Consider the following 18,461-nt stretch of genomic DNA (forward strand, 5'->3'; position numbering starts at 1 on the left):
GACGGGACGGAGCTTCACGGATGGACAAGGTGGTCGCCACAGCCCTGGAGGCAGTGGCCGATGTGCCGGACGGAGCGACCCTGGCCGTCGGCGGCTTCGGGCTGAGCGGTGTACCGAACGTGCTGATCCAGGCGCTGTACGAGCGCGGGGTCGGCTCGCTGGGCGTGGTCTCCAACAACTGCGGGGCGCTGGAGTCGGGCCTCGCCGTACTGCTGGCCGCCGGCCGGATCGCCCGCGTGACCGGCTCCTACATCGGCGCCAACAAGGAGTTCGCCCGCCAGTACCTGTCAGGGGAACTGGAGGTCGAGCTGATCCCGCAGGGCACCCTGGCGGAGCGGCTGCGCGCCGGCGGGGCGGGCATCCCCGCCTTCTACACCCCGGCGGGCGTCGGCACCCAGGTCGCCGAGGGCGGACTGCCCTGGCGCTACGACGGCTCGGGCGGCGTCTCCCTCGCCTCGCCGCCGAAGGAGGTGCGGGACTTCGACGGCACCGAGTACGTGCTGGAGCGCGGCATCCGCACCGACTTCGCCCTGGTGCGGGCCGCGAGGGGCGACCGGCACGGAAACCTGGTCTTCAACAAGTCCACCCGCAACTTCAACCCCCTCGCCGCCATGGCGGGCAGGGTGACGATCGCCGAGGTCGAGGAGCTGGTGGAGCCCGGCGCGATCGACCCGGACGCGGTGCACCTGCCGGGGATCTTCGTGCAGCGCGTGGTGGCTCTCACCCCCGAACAGGCCGCCGACAAGCGGATCGAGCAGCGGACGGTGAGCAGCTGATGGCCTGGACACGGGAAGAGATGGCGGCCCGCGCGGCGCGCGAACTCGAAGACGGGCAGTACGTCAATCTCGGCATCGGACTGCCGACCCTGATCCCCAACTACCTCCCCCCGGGCGTCGAGGTGATCCTCGAATCCGAGAACGGCATCCTCGGCACCGGCCCGTATCCGACCGAGGAGCAGGTCGACCCGGATCTGATCAACGCCGGCAAGGAGACCGTGACGGTCCTGCCCGGCGCCTCCTTCTTCGACTCCGCGCTCTCCTTCGGGATGATCCGGGGCGGTCACATAGACGTCGCCGTGCTGGGCGCGATGCAGGTGTCGGCCGGCGGCGACCTCGCGAACTGGGCGATCCCCGGCAAGCTGATCACCGGGATCGGCGGGGCGATGGACCTCGTCCACGGCGCCCGCACGGTCATCGTCGTGATGACCCACGTGGCCAAGGACGGCTCCCCGAAGATCCTCAAGGAGTGCGCGCTGCCCCTCACCGGCAAGGCGTGCGTGAACCGGGTCATCACCGATCTCGGCGTGCTCGACGTGACGCCCGAGGGGCTGGTGCTGACCGAGACCGCGCCCGGCGTGACCGTCGAGGAGATCGTCGCCAGGACCGACGCCGAACTCACCATCACGGAGGGACTGCTGTGAACACCGTCTACATCGTCGACGCCGTCCGCACCCCGTTCGGCAAGTACAGCGGAGGTCTCGCCGCCGTCCGCCCCGACGACCTGGCGGCCCACGCCATCCGCGAACTCCTCGCCCGCACCCCGGACTTGGACCCCGCCCGCATCGAGGACGTCTACTTCGGCAACGCCAACGGCGCCGGCGAGGAGAACCGCGACGTGGCCCGCATGGCCGGCCTCCTCGCGGGCCTGCCCACCTCCGTGCCGGGCGTGACCGTCAACCGACTCTGCGCCTCCGGACTTGAGGCGGTCGTCCAGGCGGCCCGCGCCATCGCCGTCGGGGACGCCTCCATCGCCGTCGCGGGCGGGGTGGAGTCGATGACCCGGGCACCGTACGTCCTGCCCAAGTCGGACCGCCCCTTCCCGGCCGGGCACACCGAGCTGTACTCGACCACGCTCGGCTGGCGCATGGTCAACCCGGCCATGAACCCACAGTGGACCATCCCGCTCGGCGAGAGCGCGGAGCTGATCGCCGACAAGCACAAGATCAGCCGCGAGCAGCAGGACGAGTTCGCGCTCGCCAGCCACCGGAAGGCGGCCGACGCGCAGGCCGCGGGCCTCTTCGACGGCGAGATCGCCGCCGTCCCGGTCCCGCAGCGCAAGGGCGACCCGGTCGCCTTCACCGCCGACGAATGCGTACGGCCGGACGCCTCCCTGACGGCGATGGCCAGGCTCAAGCCGTCGTTCCGCACGGGGAGCGAAGCGAGAGGGGGGTCCCCCCGGCCGGAGGCTGGGGGAGGGACGGTCACGGCCGGCAACGCCTCGCCGCTCAACGACGGTGCCGCCGCCCTGCTGCTGACCGACGAGGAGGGCCTCAGGGTCACCGGCCGTCAGCCCCTCGCCCGGGTCTCTGCGACCGGCGTGCACGCGCTCGACCCGGACTACTTCGGACTCGCCCCCGTCGAGGCCGTGAACCGCGCACTCGCCAAGGCGGGCAAGGGATTTGACGATCTGTCAGTCCTCGAACTCAACGAGGCATTCGCGGCCCAGGTCCTCGGATGCGTCGCCGAATGGCCCGAGTTCGACCTGGCGATCCTCAACCCCCAGGGCGGCGCCATCGCCCTCGGCCACCCCCTCGGCGCCTCCGGCGCCCGGCTCGCCGGCACGGTCGCCCACCAACTCGCCCGCAAGGGCTCGGGAGTCGGTGTCGCCACCCTCTGCATCGGCGTGGGCCAGGGCCTGGCCCTCGTCCTCGAACGGTAGGAACCCCCATGGCTCTCACCCAGCACGACATCGACCTCGAAATAGCGGCCGAGCACGCGACGTACGAGAAGCGGGTCGCGGACGGCGCGCCGGTCGAGCACCATCCGCGCCGTGACTACGCCCCGTACCGCTCCTCGCTGCTGCGCCACCCGAAACAGCCGCCGGTCACCATCGACGTGTCGAAGGACCCGGAGCTGGTGGAACTCGCCTCCCCCGCCTTCGGCGAACGGGACATCACCGAGATCGACAACGACCTGACGCGGCAGCACAACGGGGAGCCGATCGGGGAGCGGATCACCGTCTCCGGACGGCTGTTGGACCGCGACGGCCGGCCGGTCCGGGGACAGCTGGTGGAGATCTGGCAGGCGAACTCGGCCGGCCGCTACGCGCACCAGCGCGAGCAGCACGACGCCCCGCTCGACCCCAACTTCACCGGTGTCGGGCGCACATTGACCGACGACGCGGGCAACTACCGCTTCACCACGATCCAGCCGGGCCCCTACCCCTGGCGCAACCACGTCAACGCCTGGCGCCCGGCGCACATCCACTTCTCGATGTTCGGCACGGCGTTCACCCAGCGGCTCGTGACGCAGATGTACTTCCCGAGCGATCCGCTGTTCCCCTACGACCCGATCATCCAGTCGGTGACGGACGACGCGGCCCGGCAGCGCCTCGTCGCGACCTACGACCACAGCCTGTCCGTGCCCGAGTTCTCCATGGGCTACCACTGGGACATCGTGCTCGACGGCCCGCAGGCCACCTGGATCGAAGAAGGATGCTGACCCGCCATGACGAAGATCGACACGAGCCGCCCGGAGTCCGTGCCGCCGACCCCGTCGCACACGGTCGGCCCCTTCTACGGCTACGCGCTGCCGTTCCCCGGCGGCGGCGACATCGCGCCGGTCGGGCACCCGGACACGATCACCGTCCAGGGGTACGTCTACGACGGCGAGGGCAGCCCGCTGCCGGACGCCTTCGTGGAGCTGTGGGGTCCGGACCCCGAGGGCAACGTGTCCACGACCGACGGCTCGATCCGGCGCGACCCGGCCAGCGGCGGCTATCTCGGCCGCAACGGCGTGGAGTTCACCGGCTGGGGCCGCATCCAGACGGACGCCAACGGCCACTGGTACGCGCGGACACTGCGGCCCGGCGCACGCGGTCGGAACGCCCCGTACCTCAGCGCGTGCGTCTTCGCGCGCGGGCTGCTGGTGCACCTCTTCACCCGCATCTACCTCCCGGGCGACGAGGCCGCGCTCGCGGCGGACCCGCTGCTGTCCGGGCTGGACCCGGCGCGGCGCGACACGCTGATCGCCCAGGACGACGGCCGGGGCACCTACCGTTTCGACATCCGCCTTCAAGGCGAAGGCGAGACGGTCTTCCTGGAGTTCCAGTGACTTTTGCCGACCCGTCGGACACCGGCCTGCTCGCCCCCGGGTGGACCGGCTCCCCCGCCGCGTCCGCCACCAGCGACACCGCGTATCTACGAGCCCTGCTCGACGCGGAGGCCGCGCTCACCCGCGCCCAGGCCGCGCTGGGGCTCGCCCCCGCCGGGGCGGCGACGGCGGTGACGGCCGCGGCCGACGTGGACCACTTCGACGTACGGTCCCTCGCGGAGCGCGCCCGCGGCGGCGGCAACCCGGTGATCCCCCTGGTCGCCGATGTGACGAAGGCGGTCGGCGCGGAGTACGGCCCCTACGTCCACCGGGGCGCGACCAGCCAGGACATCATGGACACCGCGACGATGCTGGTCGCCGCCCGCACCCTGGACCTGGTCCTGGCCGACCTCGCCCGCACGGAGCACGCCCTCTCCCGGCTCGCCGCCGACCACCGCGACACCGCGCTGCCGGGCCGCACGCTCACCCAGCACGCCGTACCGACGACCTTCGGGCTGAAGGCCGCCGGGTGGCGCTCGCTGGTGCTCGACGCGCGGGACCGGTTGCGGGTCGTACGGGACGGGCTGCCCGTCCAACTCGGGGGTGCGGCAGGCACGTTGGCCGCCTTCACGGCGTACGGCGCCGAGGACCCGCTCGCTCTGCCGGACGCGTACGCCCGTGAACTCGGCCTGGCCGCACCGCTGTTGCCCTGGCACACGCTGCGGACGCCGATCGCCGACCTGGCCGGGTGCCTGGCCTTCGCGGCGGGGGCGCTGGGCAAGTTCGCCGCCGATGTGCTCGTCCTGGGCCGCACCGAGATCGCCGAGGTCTCGGAGGGCGGCGGCGGGGGTTCGTCGGCCATGCCGCACAAGGCGAATCCCGTACGGTCCACGCTCATCGCCGCCGCCGCGCGGCAGGCACCGCAGCTCGCGGCCGTCCTCTACGGCTCGCTGGTCGCCGAGGACGAGCGGCCGGCAGGGGCCTGGCACGCCGAGTGGGAGCCCTTGCGCGCATTGCTGCGGCTGACCGGCGGTGCGGCGCGCGATGGAGCCGAACTGGCCGAGGGGCTGCGGGTGCACCCGGAGGTGATGCGTGAACACCTCGGTCTCACCCATGGGTTGATCGTCTCCGAGCGGCTGTCCGCCGAGCTGGCGCCGCTGCTCGGCCGGGCCCGGGCGAAGGAGCTGCTCACGGAGGTCGCCCGGCGGACGTACGCGGAGGACCGTCCGTTGGCCGAACTGCTCGCCGAGGAGCCCGAGTTGAAGGACCTCGACCTCTCCGCACCCACCGACCCCGCCCGCTACACGGGTTCCGCCGGAGCCCTCACCGACCGTGCGCTGGAGCGACGTTGACCGAGAAGCTGCTCAACTTCCGTGCCGAGGGGCCCGCTTCCGCTCCCCCGCTGCTGCTCGGGCCCTCGCTGGGCACGTCGTACGCCCTGTGGGACAAGGTCGCGCCCGAACTGTCCATCACCCACCGGGTGATCCGCTGGGACCTGCCGGGACACGGTGGTTCGGCACCGGATCTGATCGGCCCCGGGGCGACCGTCGGCGACCTCGCCGACCTGGTGCTCGCGCTCGCCGACTCGCTCGGGATCGGACAATTCGCCTACGCGGGCGTGTCGTTGGGCGGTGCGGTCGGTCTGCATCTCGCCGTGGATCACCCGGAGCGGGTGTCGTCGCTCGCCGTCATCTGTTCCTCGGCACACTTCAACGGGGCGAAGCCGTGGGAGGAACGAGCCGCGCGAGTACGGAGCGAGGGGCTGGACTGGCTGGCCGAGAACGCCGGCTCCCGTTGGTTCACACCGGGGTTCACCGTGCCGGAGCTGGTGGCCGACCAGCGGGCCGCCGACCCGGCCGCGTACGCCGCGTGCTGTGACGCGCTGGCCGCGTACGACCTCCGTGAGCGGCTCCCCGAAATCGGCGCGCGCACGCTGGCGATCGCCGGCCGCGAGGACCCGGCGACCCCGCCGGCGCATCTGCGGGAGATCGCCGACGCGGTACCGGGCGCGGCCCTCGTCGAGATCCCGGGTGCCTCGCATCTGGCGCCCGCGCAGTGCCCGGAGGCCGTCCTCACCGCGCTGCGCGCGCATCTGGACGGGGGCGCCAGGCGGGGGATGGCGGTACGGCGTGAGGTGCTCGGCGACGAGCACGTGGACCGGGCGCAGGCCCGCCAGACCCCCTTCACCGCCCGCTACCAGGACTTCATCTCGCGGTACGCGTGGGGGGAGATCTGGACCGACACCACGTTGTCGCGGCGCGAGCGGAGCATGATCACGCTTACCGCGTTGATCGCGCATGGGCACTACGACGAGTTGGCCATGCATGTCCGGGCGGCTCGGCGCAATGGGCTCACGGCGGAGCAGATCGGCGCGGTGCTGTTGCAGAGTGCGGTGTATTGCGGGGTGCCTGCGGCGAACTCGGCGTTTGCCGTGGCGCAGCGGGTGTTGGAGGAAGACGGCGACTAAGGGGGTGTGGAGTGGCGTTGTCAGTCGGCTGCGGCTGCGTCGTGGCTGGTCGCGCAGTTCCCCGCGCCCCTTAAAAGCACAGGCCAGCCCATGTCCTTCAGGGGCGCGGGGCTGTATCCATCAGCGGCTCCGCCGCGGGGCGCGACCAGCCCCCACCGGCCCGCGGCCGGACAACGACTCACCGCAACCCCCTCCCCGTCTCCAACACCTCCCGCGCCTGCGTCGCCAAGGCGTCCGCGCCGCACGAACGTGCCAGCGTCAGGCCCCTGTTGAGTTCGGACACCGAGCGCGCGGCGATGCCGTACTCGACGCGCGCCGCCGCGTGTTCGTACTGGCAGGGCGAGGACTCCAGGTACGCGACAGCCTGCGCAGCAAGCCGTACCGCGCGCTGGCCGGTCTCCAGTGCGGCGGCGCAGCGCAGGGCCTCGCCGATGGCGGTGTCCGTGCCGAAGCGTTCGGCCCTGCGGCGGGCGTCGGAGGCGAGCTGGACGGCGCGGGTCGGGTCCTCGACGGCGAGCGCCCGGGCGAGGTCGACGGCCCACGGGACCAGGACCGGGTTGTGGTGGCTGCGTACGCTCGCCGCCTTCGCGGCCTGCTCCAGTTCGTTGATGCCGTCCTTGGTCCGGCCGACGGCGATCAGCAGCCGGCCGCGCACACAGCGGGGGTCGGGCAGCACGATGGTGGACGGGTACGGCGGTGCGAAGCCGTACTGTTCGGCGATCGCCCACGCCTCCTCGACATGGCCGCGGGCGAGCAGCGTGTCGACCAGGTTGCAGGTCGCCGACCAGTACAGGGGCAGTCCGCGGCCGACCCGCTCGGCCAGCCGCAGGGACTCGCGCAGCGAGATCTCCGCCTCCCGGAGCCGGCCGCGCCTGCGGAGGCCGAGGCCGAGATAGGCGTGCGCCAGGGAGAGGTGGCCGCCGCTCCAGCCGGCCGTCTCGTAGGCGCGCAGCGCTTCGTTGTACAGGCTCTCCGCGCGGTCCAGGCGGTCCGTGTAGGCGTAGGCGCTGGCCAGCATCATGAGGATCTCGAGGCCCCACTCGGTGTCGGTCCAGCCCAGGCCGGGGGCGAGCCGTCCGTTGACGAGGGCGCGGTCGCACACCTCGACGACCTCCTCGGCGTTCTCGCCGTGGGTCATGGCGTCGAAGCCGCGCAGGATGAGCAGGGCGCGCTCGGAGTTGTCGCGGCCGGTGCAGGTGGCCGCGAGTTCGGCGAGCCGCTCGGAGCGTCCCGGGGAGGTGCCCTCGCCCGCGTGGAGACCCTCCCACATGTACTGCACGGCCTGCAGCCGCATCCGGGCGGTGCCCGGTTCGTGCCGGGCGGCCTCCGCCTCGACGGTGCGGACGGCCTCCTCCAGCTGGTCGTTGTGGAGCAGGGCCTGGGAGAGCCGGAAGACGGCGTCCACGCGCGCGTGGCCGTCGAGGCCCGGCATGGCCAGGGCGCTCTGGATGTGGCCGATGGTGGTGGCGGGCGCGGTGAGCAGGGTGGCGCAGCCCAGTTCGTAGAGCACGCTCGCGTGGGTCTCGGCGAGCGGTGGCTCCACCAGGGCGCGTTCCAGACAGCGGCGGGCGGCGTCGGGGGCGCCGATGGAGAGGTGCTCCCTGGCGGCCTCGCGCAGCTGCTCGACGAGTTCCTGGTCCTCCTCCGGGTGCACCTGGAGGAGATGCCGCGAGGCGGCCGCGGCACCGCGGCCGGAGTCGGTGACGACCTGGGCGGCGATGCCGTGCATGGCCGTACGCCAGCCGCCCGGGATGGAGTCGTAGACGGCGCTGGCGATCAGCGGGTGGACGAACTCCAGCTCGCCGACGTCGGCTTGGGACGCGGCGGGGTCGGGGGCCGTGAGGATACGTTCGCTGCGCAGCAGCTCGGCGCAGCGGTCCGCCTCGTCACTGGTGATGGTGGCGAGCCGGGCGACCAGCTTCACGGAGATGCCGGTGCCGAGGATGGCGGCGGCCCAGGCGAACCGGGTGGCCTCGGTGCCGAGGCCGTCCAAGCGGGCGACGAGACCGCCGCCGCGCGAGGAGCGGTTCAGGGCGCGCAGTTCGGCGGCCGAGGCCTCGACCGGGTCGAGTTGGCTGTCCTGCACCACCTTGGCGAGGAGTTCGACGGTCTCGTAAGGGTTGCCGCCGGTGACCGCCCACACCTCGCGGCAGAACGCGTCGTCGGCGTGCGGGCCGACGGTGGCGCGGGTGAGGCCGGCGGTCGCCCTCGGGGTCAGGGCGCTCAGCTGGGCGACGGGGTGGCCGGTGAGGGCGGCGATCGCGTCCAGATACCGGCCGCGCTCGCCGGTGACCTCGCCGGGCCTGCGGGCGACCACGACGAGGACGGACAGGTCGTCGAGGCGCTCGGCGAACGCGGCGAGCCAGCGCAGGGTCTCCTGGTCGGCCCAGTGGGCGTCGTCGATCAGCAGGACGAGGGGCCACTCGCGTTTGGCGAGTCTGCGTACGGCGGCGACCAGGCCGTCGCACACGCCCTGCGGGTCGGCCTGCCGTTCTCCGGGTTCGGCGATGCCGAGGGCGGGGCCCGCGATGTCGTACCAGTCGCCGAGGTACTCGCGCGCCTCCTCGGGCATCAGCGAGAGCAGAGCTGGCTGGAGCAGCTGCCGTACGACGTTGAAGGGGACGGACTTGAGGGTCTCGCCGCCGCGGGCCTGCCAGACCACGCAGTTGCGCTCCTCGGCGATGCGGCGGGTCTCCGCCAGGAGCGCGGTCTTCCCGAATCCCGCCTCGCCCCGGACGACCAGCAGACTGCCCGAGGACGACTGGTCCACGCACAGGGCGTCGATCGCCTCCACAACGCCGGCGACCTCTTCGTCGCGCTCCCACAGGGAGGCCGAGGTGGCCTCCGGAGGCCGGTCCTCCGTCATCCCGATTCCTCCCCGAGTAGGCCGAACGACGTACAGACCTCGAGCGTAGCCGTCCGGCTGCCGCAGCGGAGGGCGGTCCGGGCAGCTGTTGCCGTATCGGGTGACGGCGGGGTGCGTGGGCATGACGAACACTCAGAAGGCGTCGGAATAAAGCCACTTCGATCAATCACGTAACAGCGTGACCAGGCGTGCCGCACTGTCCGCCGACGGCGCCGGACGCGGCACGCGCGGCAGGTGACGGCCGGGCTCGCGATCGTCGGCGGCGCCGGTGACGCCATTGCGGCCGGATCCTCTCATCCCGCTTTCACCGACGCCTCATACGGTAGGGACATGACGCAGGTGACTCCCCCCGGGTGGTACCCCGATCCCGGGCAGACGAATGACGGTCCCGCCACCGAGCGCTGGTGGGACGGCAAGGTATGGACGGACCGGACCCGCCCGGCCGGATCGGCCGCCGAATGGGGTGCCCCGACCGAGCCGCCGTTCCCCGGCGCGTACCCGGCCTATCCCGCACAGCCCCCGGCCGCACCGCGCCGCAATCTGCGCACCGGCATAGCCGTGGCGGTGGCCGTCGCGGTCCTGACAGCCATCGGTGTCGGCGCCTACGCGCTGTCCGGCAACGACAGCGGCAACGGCAACCAGGCCGGCACGCAGCAGGCGCCGAACGGACAGGGCGGCACGGGCGGTTCCGGCGGCACGGGCGGGCAGGGCGATCCCTTCGGCGGGTCCGGCGGGACGGGTGGTTCCGGTGGGACGGGTGGTGCGACACCGGCGCCCAGCCAGTCCGCGCAGCCGAAGGTCAAGGCCGGCGGCACGGTGACCGACTCGCTCGACGGCATCAGCTTCACCGTGCCGTCCGACTGGTACGGCCAGGTCATCGAGGCCGGCGCATCGGTCACGTCGAACACGTCCTACAAGTGCCCCGGCAACACCGCCCAGACCTGCACCGACGGCGGGGCGTACTCGGCGCCCGCGATCGTCCTGGGCACGAAGGGCACCACGGCCGAGGCGGTCGCGAAGGCGGACATCGCCGCCAACGCCAAGGAGTCCTACGGCGGTACGACCTACGGCAGCATCACCTCGCACCAGGTACTCGCCTCCAAGGCCGTCACCGTCGCCGGACAGAAGGGCTACCTGGTGCGCTGGAAGGCGGTCACCAGCAAGGGCGCGGACGGCTATGTCGAGTCGCTCGCGTTCCCCTCGCCCGCGAGCACAGGCCAGATCGTCGTGGTCCGGTTCGGCGTCGACGTGGGCCAGAAGGAGTCCGTCATCGACGAGATCACCGCCGGCATCAAGGTGGCCTCGGGCGGCGGCGACGGCACGACGATCTGACCTCCCGCACACAGTCGGCCGGGTGGGGCGCCTCTCCGCTCAAGAGGAACCCCACCCGGCCGGGGGGTGCGCGCCGCCCCCGTCCCCACGGTGCGGCGCGACCAGGTCACCGTCCAGTCATCCCATGGACGGCGGCCTGATCCTCAGGGCGACCCGGACAGGCCCAGTGCGGGCAGCACCGCGGCCTCCACGAATCTGACGAGGTAGTCGGGGTCGGCGTAGCAGCCCTCCAGGACGGGGCGGGCCCGCAGGACGCCGAAGATCTGGGCGGGGACGTAGGGCAGCGCCGGGTGGTCCGCCGCGATCTCGCCGCGTTCCACACCGCGGCGCAGGATGTCCTCCAGCGCGGTGATCTCGGGGTGGACGAGCGCCTCACGGAGTGCCTGGGCGAGTTCGCTGTCCTGGGTGACGGCGTGGCCGAGGGCCGAGACCAGTTTGGTGTCCTTCGCCGACCAGGCGCCCGCGGCCCGCGCGGCCTGGCGCAGGTCCTCCGCGAGGGAGCCGGTGTCGATGCCGGTGAAGTGCGCCCTACGGTTGGCGCGCAGCGCGGCGGCGACGAACTGGGGCTTGGTCCCCCACTGCCGGTACAGCGTGGACTTGCTGCACCGGGTGCTGCTGGCGACGCCCTCCATGCTGACGGAGTCGTAGCCGCATTCTCTTATCTGTTCGAGCACGGCGTCGAAGAACTCCCGCTCACGCTCGGGCGTGATCTTGGAGCGGCGCGAGGCGGCGACCGTGTCCGGTGCGTCCTCAGCCTGCGACGTCATGGCTCTTCTCCTCACTCGGCCCGCGGACTCCGGGTCCGCTCTCCAGTGTGTCTCGTTTCGCTATCGATACGCCAGTGTACCGGCACTCCACCGTATCGGTACCATCTCGTATCGGTACACTGGCGTATCGGAACGGACTCGTACCGATGAGTTCGGTCCGCCGGAAGGGTCACAAGCCCTGCCAGCACCACCACACGCACCACCGTCAGCGAAGGGGCCGGGGGATGAATGCCCGCACCGAGCCTGCAGAGAAGGGGACCAGCGCGATAGCGCGGCCCCCGCTCGTCCGTGAGCTCCTGCTCGTCGCAGGGCTCTTCCTCGTCTACAAGTTCGGCCGCCAGCTGGCGACGGGCCACACCGGTGAGGCACTGCACAACGCCCGCCACGTGTGGGACCTGGAACGGACCCTGCGCCTCCCGAACGAGGGCTCGGTGCAGTCGGTGCTGCTGCACAACGACACCCTCGTGCACCTCGCGAACACCTTCTACGCGACCGTCCACTTCCCGGCCACCGTGGCCTTCCTGGTCTGGCTGTACCTGCGACGCCCGGCGCACTACGTCTGGGCCCGCCGGGTCCTGGCGACTCTCACCTCGGCCGCCCTGGTCCTGCCCTTCGTGTTCCCGCTGGCGCCCCCGCGCATGCTGGCCGCGACGGGCCTGGTCGACACCGCCAGGGTCTACGGCCCCTCGGTGTACGGCCCGCCGACCAGCGACCACCTCTCGAACCAGTTCGCGGCGATGCCCTCGCTGCACTTCGGCTGGGCGCTGATGGTCGCGATCGGCCTGATCGTCGCGACCCGCTCACGCCGACGCTGGCTGTGGCTGCTGCATCCGCTGGTCACCCTGATCGTGATCGTGGGCACGGCGAACCACTACTGGCTCGACGCGATCGTGGCCACCGCGATGCTCGGCATCGCCCTCGCGCTGATCCACCCGCCGCACCCCACGACGACCACGGCCGGGCGCGCTCAGCCCGGGCTCGCCCCCGAGAAGCAGCCGGTTCTCGTCGGAGCAGGCCGATGAACGCCACCCTCGTCGCCGTCGTCCTGTCCCTCTTCTCGGCCGTCGCCTACGCGGCCGCGGCCGTGGCACAGGAACGGCTGGCGTCCCGCAACTCCGACGCGGGCACGCTGCGGCTGCTCGCCACCGGCGCCTGGTGGGGGACGGTCGTCCTGAACGCGGGGGCCGCGCTGCTGCACGTCGTGGCCCTCAAGTACGGTCCGCTGACCGTCGTCCAGCCCCTGGGCGCGCTGACCCTCGTCGCCGCCGTCCCGATGGGCGCGCGGGTGGCCGGGCGCCGGGTCAGCGCGAGCGAATGGCGGGGCACCGCGCTCACGCTGCTCGGCCTGTCGGCCCTGCTGGTCACGGCGTCCGGGCCCCGGCCCGACCAAGTCCTCACCGTTCCGCAGGCGTTGGCGGTCGCGGGCGCGACGTCCGCGCTGATCGGCCTGCTGGCCCGGCGCGGCGCGAAGCCCGGTCTACGGCACGCCTCGGCGTCCGGTGTCGCCTCGGGTGTCGCCTCCGCGCTCACGCAGACCGTGACGGTCGCGGCGACCGACCGCTCGGGCCCGCTGCTGAGCATGCAGGTGGTCGGAGTCGCCCTGCTGGTCGCGGTGTTCGCGGCGGGCGGGCTGCTGCTGTCGCAGACCGCCTACCGGGGCGGCCTCGGTGCCCCGCTCGCGGTGGTGACCCTGGCGAACCCGCTGGCCGCCGCCGCGATCGGCTTGGCCCTGCTCGGCGAACGCCTCCAGGGCGGCGCGGCCGGCATCCTCCTCGCGCTGGCGGGGGCCGCACTCGCGTCGTGGGGTGTGGTGCTGCTGACCCGGGTGACCCCGGTCGTGCCGCTGCCGAACGAGTACGGCGACCACGATCATCCCGTGGCCGCCGTCCTGGCGCTGGAGCCCGAATCGGCCTCCCTGGAACCGGCGTTGATGCCCCGGCAGCCGAACCGACGGTCCGAGCCGGGGCACCTCACCGCGCTGTGACCGGGGTCAGCCGAGGCCCCGCGAGTCCTGCTTGAGGGCGGTGTCGACGGTCAGCGCCGTCGCCACCACCAGGCTCAGCAGCGGCTCGGGCAGCTGGTAGTGGATCTGCAGGACGTAGTTGTCCGCGGTGGTGAACATCGTCTTGGCGAGGCCTTCCCAGGTCTTGGTGATCCGGGCGACCTCGTTGTCCGCGTGGTCGACGATCGCGAAGTTCCACGCCCGCCAGTTCTCCGCCTTGATCGCGCCGATCTGCCGGCCGTTGGCGGTCAGCGCGAAGTTGATCTTCCCGATCATGTTCTGCTGCACGATCTCGCCCACCGGCGAGCCGTCCGGACGGGACACGATCACCCGGGACTTCATGATCTTCGCGGGCCGGGTCAGCACCAACTGCGGCTGCCCGTGCGCGTCCCGGATCTCCAGCCGGTGCGTCATGAACTGGTCGAGGCTGGAGACGAAGCGCAGCGCCTTCTTCAGCGTGCTCTGGCCTATCTCGGTGACCGTGCCTATCAGATTGCCGTTCTGATCCATGACCTTGTACTCGTTGGTCAGCTCGATCAGCTTGGCCTTCTGGTTCACCACGAGCACCGGCTCGCTGAACAGGCTGCCGCCGCCGGGGCCGCCCCCGGCGACCCCGGCCTGCGTCTGCACCTGACGCTGGACCCGCGGGTCCGGCCCCGCCTGCTGCTGCGGCACGGCCTGCGGCTGCGCCTGCTGGTCCACGTTGGTGTGCTCGGTCCACTTCGCGCCGTCCCAGTACCGGAGGGTCTGGGGCGCTCCGTGCGGATCCGGGTACCAGCCTGCAGGTGTGTTCGAATGCGTGGTCACCGGGGCACATTACCGCGAGTGCCCCGGAATGCAACCGGCTCTACGGCAGTGCTCACACCCGCCCGATCGCCGGATCGCTGACCCCCGCACGGCCGTTCTCGACATGTCCGGCGAATCGCCGCAGGAAGCCCGCGTCGCCGTCGGAGGTGACCGTCAGGTCGTACCACCGCTTGCTCGCGCCGAGGTCGAAGGTGTGCCGGACGGTGGCGCCCGCCCGCACCTTCACGGTCAGGGTCTTGCCGCCGTAGCCGTTGACGACCCTCAACTGCACAGTGCCGGAGCCCTTGTTGGTGAAGGTCAGCTCTACGTCGTCGCCGCAGTCGCGGGCGGTGACCTCGGGTCCGGCGCTCTTGCCGGGGCCCTTGAAGACGCGCAGGAAGCCGTTCGGGCCGTGCACGGTCAGGTCGTGGGAGCCGCCCGAGTAGGCCGAGTTCCAGGTGTCCGAGACGGTCTTGCCGGCCTCGGTGGTGTAACTCCAGGGCCCGTCCGTGCGGTTGCCGGAGGTGACCAGGAAGTTGGCGCCGGCCTTCGCGCCGGAGGCGAAGGCGAGCGTGAACTTCCCGCCCGCCGTGTCCGCCGAACCGTCCACCACGGACGCGTACTTGAGCGGCCGGGCCGGGCGCAGTCCGCGCTCCTGCTTCGGCAGCACGGGGTTGGCGGGCGGGGTCGGCACGTAGTCGGGGTGGCGGTTGTTGTCCGGCGGCTGGTAGCCGTCGGTGTCCGGGAGCGGGACCCGCTTGGTGTCCTTGTGGGAGAAGTCGAAGGCGGTGGTCAGGTCGCCGCAGATCGCGCGCCGCCAGGGCGAGATGTTGGGCTCGTGGACGCCGAAGCGGCGCTCCATGAAGCGGATGACCGAGGTGTGGTCGAAGGTCTCCGAGCAGACGTAACCGCCCTTGCTCCAGGGCGAGACGACGATCATCGGGACCCGCTGGCCGAGGCCGTAGGGACCGGCCGGGTGGCTGGCGTCGCCCTTGAAGAGGTCGGGGCCGACGTCCACGGTCGACTTGCCCTGCGCGGCGGAGCCCGGCGCGAACGGCGGCACCAGGTGGTCGAAGAAGCCGTCGTTCTCGTCGTAGGTGATGAACAGGGCCGTCTTCGCCCACACCTTGGGGTCGGAGGTCAGCGCGTCCAGGACCTGGGAGACGTACCAGGCGCCGTAGTTCGCGGGCCAGTTGGGGTGCTCGGTGAAGGCCTCGGGGGCGACGATCCAGGAGATCTTCGGCAGCTTGCCGCCCTTGACGTCGGCCTTCAACTGGTCGAAGAAGCCCTCGCCCTTGGTGGCGTCGGTGCCGGTGCGGGCCTTGTCGTAGAGCGGGTCGCCGGGCTGGGCGTTCTGGAACTGCTTGAAGTAGAGCAGCGAGTTGTCGCCGTAGTTGCCGCGGTACGCGTCCTGGATCCAGCCCCAGCCGCCGGCCGCGTCGAGGCCGTCGCCGACGTCCTGGTAGATCTTCCAGGAGACACCGGCCTTTTCGAGGCGCTCGGGGTACGTCGTCCAGCCGTAGCCGGCTTCGTCGTTGCCGAGGACGGGGCCGCCGCCGGTGCCGTCGTTGCCGGTGTAACCCGTCCACAGGTAGTAGCGGTTGGGGTCCGTGGAGCCGATGAACGAACAGTGGTACGCGTCGCAGATGGTGAAGGAGTCGGCGAGCGCGTAGTGGAACGGGATGTCCTCGCGGGTCAGGTACGCCATCGTCGTGGAGCCCTTGGACGGCACCCACTTGTCGTACTTGCCGCCGTCGAACGCGGCGTGCCCGTCGTTCCAGCCGTGCGGGAGGTCCTGGATGAACTGCAGGCCCAGGTCGTCCGCCTCGGGGCGGAACGGCAGGATGTCCTTCGTGCCGTCCGACTGGTACCAGACCGGTTTGCCGTCCTGCCGGGTCACGACCGGACGCGGGTCGCCGAAGCCCCGTACGCCTCTGAGCGAGCCGAAGTAGTGGTCGAAGGACCGGTTCTCCTGCATCAGGACGACGATGTGCTCGACGTCCTCGATGCTTCCGGAACGATGGTTCGCGGGGAGCGCGGCGGCACGCTCGATGCTGTTCGACAGCGCGGTGAAAGCCGTGGTGGCACCCGCGAGTTGGAGAAAGCGACGCCGGTTGACTTCGGACATGGGTGAGGCACCTCTCATCCTGACGCGCGGCCGGCCGGAACATGGCGAAATGCGCGCGGTGCGAGTGTTCCAAGAGCAACAAACGTCAGGGAAGGGTCTGGTGGCGCCCATGTGAAACTCGTCCGTACGTGCGGGGGCGGGTCGTCACGTGGTCGCGAGGGCCTCCGTCGGGGTGAGGCGGGAGGCCCTGATGGAGGGGTAGACACCGGCGGCCATGCCGATCAGGACGGCGCCGCCGAAGCCGCCCGCCACCGCCGGCAGCGGGATCACCGGCGGCCGGCCCTGGTAGGCGGCGTAGCCGACGGTCGCCAGGATGCCGAGGACGGTTCCGGCCAGCCCGCCGAGGCAGGACAGCGCCACCGGCTCGGTGAGGAACTGGCCGCGGCTCTGGCCCTTGTTGGCGCCCAGTGCCCGCCGCAGGCCGATCTCCTTGCGGCGTTCGAGGACCGAGATGACCATGGTGTTGGCCACGCCGATCCCGCCCACCAGGAGGGCCACTCCGGCCAGGCCGAGGAAGAGCGCGGAGAACGTCGTCCGGGTGGCGCGTTTCGCGGCGAGGGCGTCGGAGGGACGGCTGACCTGCACCATGCCGGGGAGTTCGGGGTAGATGGTCGGGGCGAGCACATTGCGGACGGCGTCGATGCCGTCCTCCCTGGCCTTGACGTAGATGACGGTCGGGTGTCCGGTGAAGCCCAGCTGGGTGCGCGCGGCGTCCCAGCCGACGAGGACCGCGCGGTCGATGTCGGGCGAGAGCGGGGTCCGCGCGAGGACGCCGATGACCGTGGACCAGCGGTGGTCGGTGTAGATCTGCGGGGCCGGCCTGCCCGGCACCACCTTGGCGATGCCCATCCGGGTGGCGGCCACCGAGCCGAGGACCGCCGTGGGAAACCGCTCGGTGCTCGCGCCGAGGAAACGCCCCGACTGGACCTCGGCGTTGATCGCCCGCAGCAGGTTGGTCCTGCTGGCCAGGAAGCCAGCCCCGCGTAGTCGTCGGCGTCGACACGGTCGTTGCGGAACACCTCAGCATGGGTGTTGGCGACGGCGCCGGCCACGGTGACCGGCCCGATCCGGCGGACCATGTCCACTGACTGCGGCGGGAGTTGGACCGGTGGTGTCTGGCTGGACGCCGGGATCCCGGTCACCACGATCACCGTGGCGATGCCGATCGAGATGCCCAGCGCGGACAGCGCCGCCCGCATCCGGCGGGTGTGGATGCCGAGCAGCCCCAGGCGCAGGATGTCCAGCGGAGCCAGCCGTACCGGCCTGGTGTCGGCGACGGCCATGGCGGCGGTCGGCTTCGGTGCGGTGGTGGTCATGACCGGCGTTCCCCATGGATGTCGGTGAAGGTGTCCCTGCGGATGGCGAGGGTGTCGTCGGTGAGTTCGGCCATGTCGATGGCCTGGGTGTTCTCGCCGAAGTCGTCACCGCGGACGTCGGCGACGAGCCGGCCGTCGAGGATCTCCGCCCTGCGGGGCAGCCGCCGGGCGATGTCCCGGTCGTGGGTGATGATCGCGATGGTGGTGCCCTCGTCGTTCAGGGTGGTCAACAGCTCCAGTACGGCACGGCCGTTGGCGGTGTCCAGGGCGCCGGTGGGCTCGTCCGCGAGGACCGGGGCCGGGCGGTTGACCAACGCGCGGGCGATGGCGACCCGTTGGCGTTCGCCGCCGGAGAGCTGGTTCGGCAGATGCCCGGCGCGGCGCGCCAGACCGACCCGGGCCAGTGCCTCCCGGGCCGGCGGAGCGCGCTGTCGGCGCGGAACTCCCGTGTAGAGCAGGCCTGTTGCGACGTTCCCGGCGGCGGTCAGTCCGTCGGTGAGATGGAACTGCTGGAACACGAAGCCGAGTTGGCGTCCGCGCAGCGCGGAGAGCATGCGGTCGGAGAGGGTCGCGACGTCGTGGCCGCCGATCTCCACGGTGCCGCTGGTCGGCCGGTCCAGGGTGCCCATGATGTGCAGCAGGGTCGACTTGCCGGACCCGGACGGGCCGACGACGGCGAGGAGTTCGCCCTCCTCGATGGCGAGCGAGACACCGTCCAGGGCCTTCACCCCGCCGGGGTGCTCCATGCCCGCGTCGATCACGGCCA

General features: G+C 71.8%; 15 protein-coding genes and 1 pseudogene. 10 read left to right on the forward strand and 6 right to left on the reverse strand.

The window, feature by feature from the left end; all coding sequences use genetic code 11:
* Nucleotides 1–20: 20 nt before the first annotated feature.
* The 7 genes from OH768_RS08905 to pcaD are packed head-to-tail and all read left to right on the forward strand — an operon-like array spanning nucleotide 21 to nucleotide 6,498.
* Nucleotides 21–776, forward strand: coding sequence for a CoA transferase subunit A (locus tag OH768_RS08905; RefSeq protein WP_406451768.1), 756 nt, complete (start codon nucleotides 21–23; stop codon nucleotides 774–776).
* Entirely contained in the window at nucleotides 776–1,420 is a 645-nt protein-coding gene (locus OH768_RS08910) for a CoA transferase subunit B (protein ID WP_406451770.1), read from the forward strand. The genes OH768_RS08905 and OH768_RS08910 overlap by 1 nt, the downstream gene beginning before the upstream one ends.
* Nucleotides 1,417–2,658, forward strand: a complete 1,242-nt coding sequence (locus tag OH768_RS08915; RefSeq protein ID WP_406451772.1) for a thiolase family protein — start codon at nucleotides 1,417–1,419, stop codon at nucleotides 2,656–2,658. Before OH768_RS08910 ends, OH768_RS08915 begins: the two co-directional genes overlap by 4 nt.
* Before the next feature lie 8 nt (nucleotides 2,659–2,666).
* Complete coding sequence (gene pcaH, locus OH768_RS08920; protein WP_406451774.1) at nucleotides 2,667–3,440, forward strand: protocatechuate 3,4-dioxygenase subunit beta; 774 nt, start codon at nucleotides 2,667–2,669, stop codon at nucleotides 3,438–3,440.
* A 6-nt stretch (nucleotides 3,441–3,446) separates the two neighbouring features.
* Nucleotides 3,447–4,052 carry a protocatechuate 3,4-dioxygenase subunit alpha gene (gene pcaG, locus OH768_RS08925; protein ID WP_406451776.1) on the forward strand — a complete coding sequence of 202 codons (606 nt, stop codon included), beginning with the start codon at nucleotides 3,447–3,449 and terminating at the stop codon, nucleotides 4,050–4,052.
* Nucleotides 4,049–5,383 (forward strand): 3-carboxy-cis,cis-muconate cycloisomerase, encoded by a 1,335-nt coding sequence (pcaB, locus tag OH768_RS08930; protein WP_406451778.1) that lies wholly within the window; start codon nucleotides 4,049–4,051, stop codon nucleotides 5,381–5,383. The genes pcaG and pcaB overlap by 4 nt, the downstream gene beginning before the upstream one ends.
* The gene (pcaD, locus tag OH768_RS08935) at nucleotides 5,380–6,498 is read left to right on the forward strand and encodes a 3-oxoadipate enol-lactonase (RefSeq protein WP_406451780.1); all 1,119 of its coding nucleotides are present in this window, start codon (nucleotides 5,380–5,382) and stop codon (nucleotides 6,496–6,498) included. Before pcaB ends, pcaD begins: the two co-directional genes overlap by 4 nt.
* Nucleotides 6,499–6,676: 178 nt before the next feature.
* Here the strand turns inward: pcaD and OH768_RS08940 are convergent, their stop codons facing one another.
* On the reverse strand, nucleotides 6,677–9,364 hold the full coding sequence (locus tag OH768_RS08940; protein WP_406451782.1) for an ATP-binding protein: 2,688 nt from the start codon (nucleotides 9,362–9,364) through the stop codon (nucleotides 6,677–6,679).
* Between the two features lie 330 nt (nucleotides 9,365–9,694).
* Here OH768_RS08940 and OH768_RS08945 point away from each other — a divergent pair, with 330 nt between their 5' ends.
* On the forward strand, nucleotides 9,695–10,696 hold the full coding sequence (locus tag OH768_RS08945) for a DUF2510 domain-containing protein (RefSeq protein ID WP_406451784.1): 1,002 nt from the start codon (nucleotides 9,695–9,697) through the stop codon (nucleotides 10,694–10,696).
* Between the two features lie 143 nt (nucleotides 10,697–10,839).
* Here the strand turns inward: OH768_RS08945 and OH768_RS08950 are convergent, their stop codons facing one another.
* The gene (locus OH768_RS08950; protein WP_406451786.1) at nucleotides 10,840–11,463 is read right to left on the reverse strand and encodes a TetR/AcrR family transcriptional regulator C-terminal ligand-binding domain-containing protein; all 624 of its coding nucleotides are present in this window, start codon (nucleotides 11,461–11,463) and stop codon (nucleotides 10,840–10,842) included.
* Between the two features lie 224 nt (nucleotides 11,464–11,687).
* Between OH768_RS08950 and OH768_RS08955 the strand changes: the two genes are divergently transcribed.
* A complete protein-coding gene (locus OH768_RS08955) occupies nucleotides 11,688–12,485 on the forward strand; it encodes a phosphatase PAP2 family protein (protein WP_406451788.1) in 798 nt (265 codons plus the stop codon).
* A complete protein-coding gene (locus OH768_RS08960; protein WP_406451790.1) occupies nucleotides 12,482–13,447 on the forward strand; it encodes a hypothetical protein in 966 nt (321 codons plus the stop codon). Before OH768_RS08955 ends, OH768_RS08960 begins: the two co-directional genes overlap by 4 nt.
* A 6-nt stretch (nucleotides 13,448–13,453) precedes the next feature.
* Here OH768_RS08960 and OH768_RS08965 read toward each other — a convergent pair whose 3' ends face one another.
* From OH768_RS08965 to OH768_RS08980, 4 genes and pseudogenes are all read right to left on the reverse strand, one after another.
* A complete protein-coding gene (locus OH768_RS08965; protein ID WP_406451792.1) occupies nucleotides 13,454–14,272 on the reverse strand; it encodes a phospholipid scramblase-related protein in 819 nt (272 codons plus the stop codon).
* A 52-nt stretch (nucleotides 14,273–14,324) separates the two neighbouring features.
* On the reverse strand, nucleotides 14,325–16,379 hold the full coding sequence (locus OH768_RS08970) for a phosphocholine-specific phospholipase C (protein WP_406451794.1): 2,055 nt from the start codon (nucleotides 16,377–16,379) through the stop codon (nucleotides 14,325–14,327).
* A 144-nt stretch (nucleotides 16,380–16,523) separates the two neighbouring features.
* A pseudogene (locus tag OH768_RS08975) lies at nucleotides 16,524–17,695 on the reverse strand (ABC transporter permease).
* A complete protein-coding gene (locus tag OH768_RS08980) occupies nucleotides 17,692–18,441 on the reverse strand; it encodes an ABC transporter ATP-binding protein (RefSeq protein ID WP_406465197.1) in 750 nt (249 codons plus the stop codon). The pseudogene OH768_RS08975 and the gene OH768_RS08980 overlap by 4 nt, the downstream one beginning before the upstream one ends.
* Nucleotides 18,442–18,461 lie beyond the last annotated feature (20 nt).

The sequence above is a fragment of the Streptomyces sp. NBC_01622 genome (assembly GCF_045209635.1).
In the GTDB taxonomy this organism is placed as follows: Bacteria; Actinomycetota; Actinomycetes; order Streptomycetales; family Streptomycetaceae; genus Streptomyces.

Coding starts and splice junctions, on each gene's coding strand:
- OH768_RS08980 (WP_406465197.1), bottom strand. CDS start 18,441: ATGGAGCACCCCGGCGGGGTGAAGGCCCTGGACGGTGTCTCGCTCGCC.
- OH768_RS08960 (WP_406451790.1), top strand. CDS start 12,482: ATGAACGCCACCCTCGTCGCCGTCGTCCTGTCCCTCTTCTCGGCCGTC.
- pcaG (WP_406451776.1), top strand. CDS start 3,447: ATGACGAAGATCGACACGAGCCGCCCGGAGTCCGTGCCGCCGACCCCG.
- OH768_RS08905 (WP_406451768.1), top strand. CDS start 21: ATGGACAAGGTGGTCGCCACAGCCCTGGAGGCAGTGGCCGATGTGCCG.
- OH768_RS08970 (WP_406451794.1), bottom strand. CDS start 16,379: ATGTCCGAAGTCAACCGGCGTCGCTTTCTCCAACTCGCGGGTGCCACC.
- OH768_RS08955 (WP_406451788.1), top strand. CDS start 11,688: ATGAATGCCCGCACCGAGCCTGCAGAGAAGGGGACCAGCGCGATAGCG.
- OH768_RS08950 (WP_406451786.1), bottom strand. CDS start 11,463: ATGACGTCGCAGGCTGAGGACGCACCGGACACGGTCGCCGCCTCGCGC.
- OH768_RS08945 (WP_406451784.1), top strand. CDS start 9,695: ATGACGCAGGTGACTCCCCCCGGGTGGTACCCCGATCCCGGGCAGACG.
- OH768_RS08910 (WP_406451770.1), top strand. CDS start 776: ATGGCCTGGACACGGGAAGAGATGGCGGCCCGCGCGGCGCGCGAACTC.
- OH768_RS08940 (WP_406451782.1), bottom strand. CDS start 9,364: ATGACGGAGGACCGGCCTCCGGAGGCCACCTCGGCCTCCCTGTGGGAG.
- pcaH (WP_406451774.1), top strand. CDS start 2,667: ATGGCTCTCACCCAGCACGACATCGACCTCGAAATAGCGGCCGAGCAC.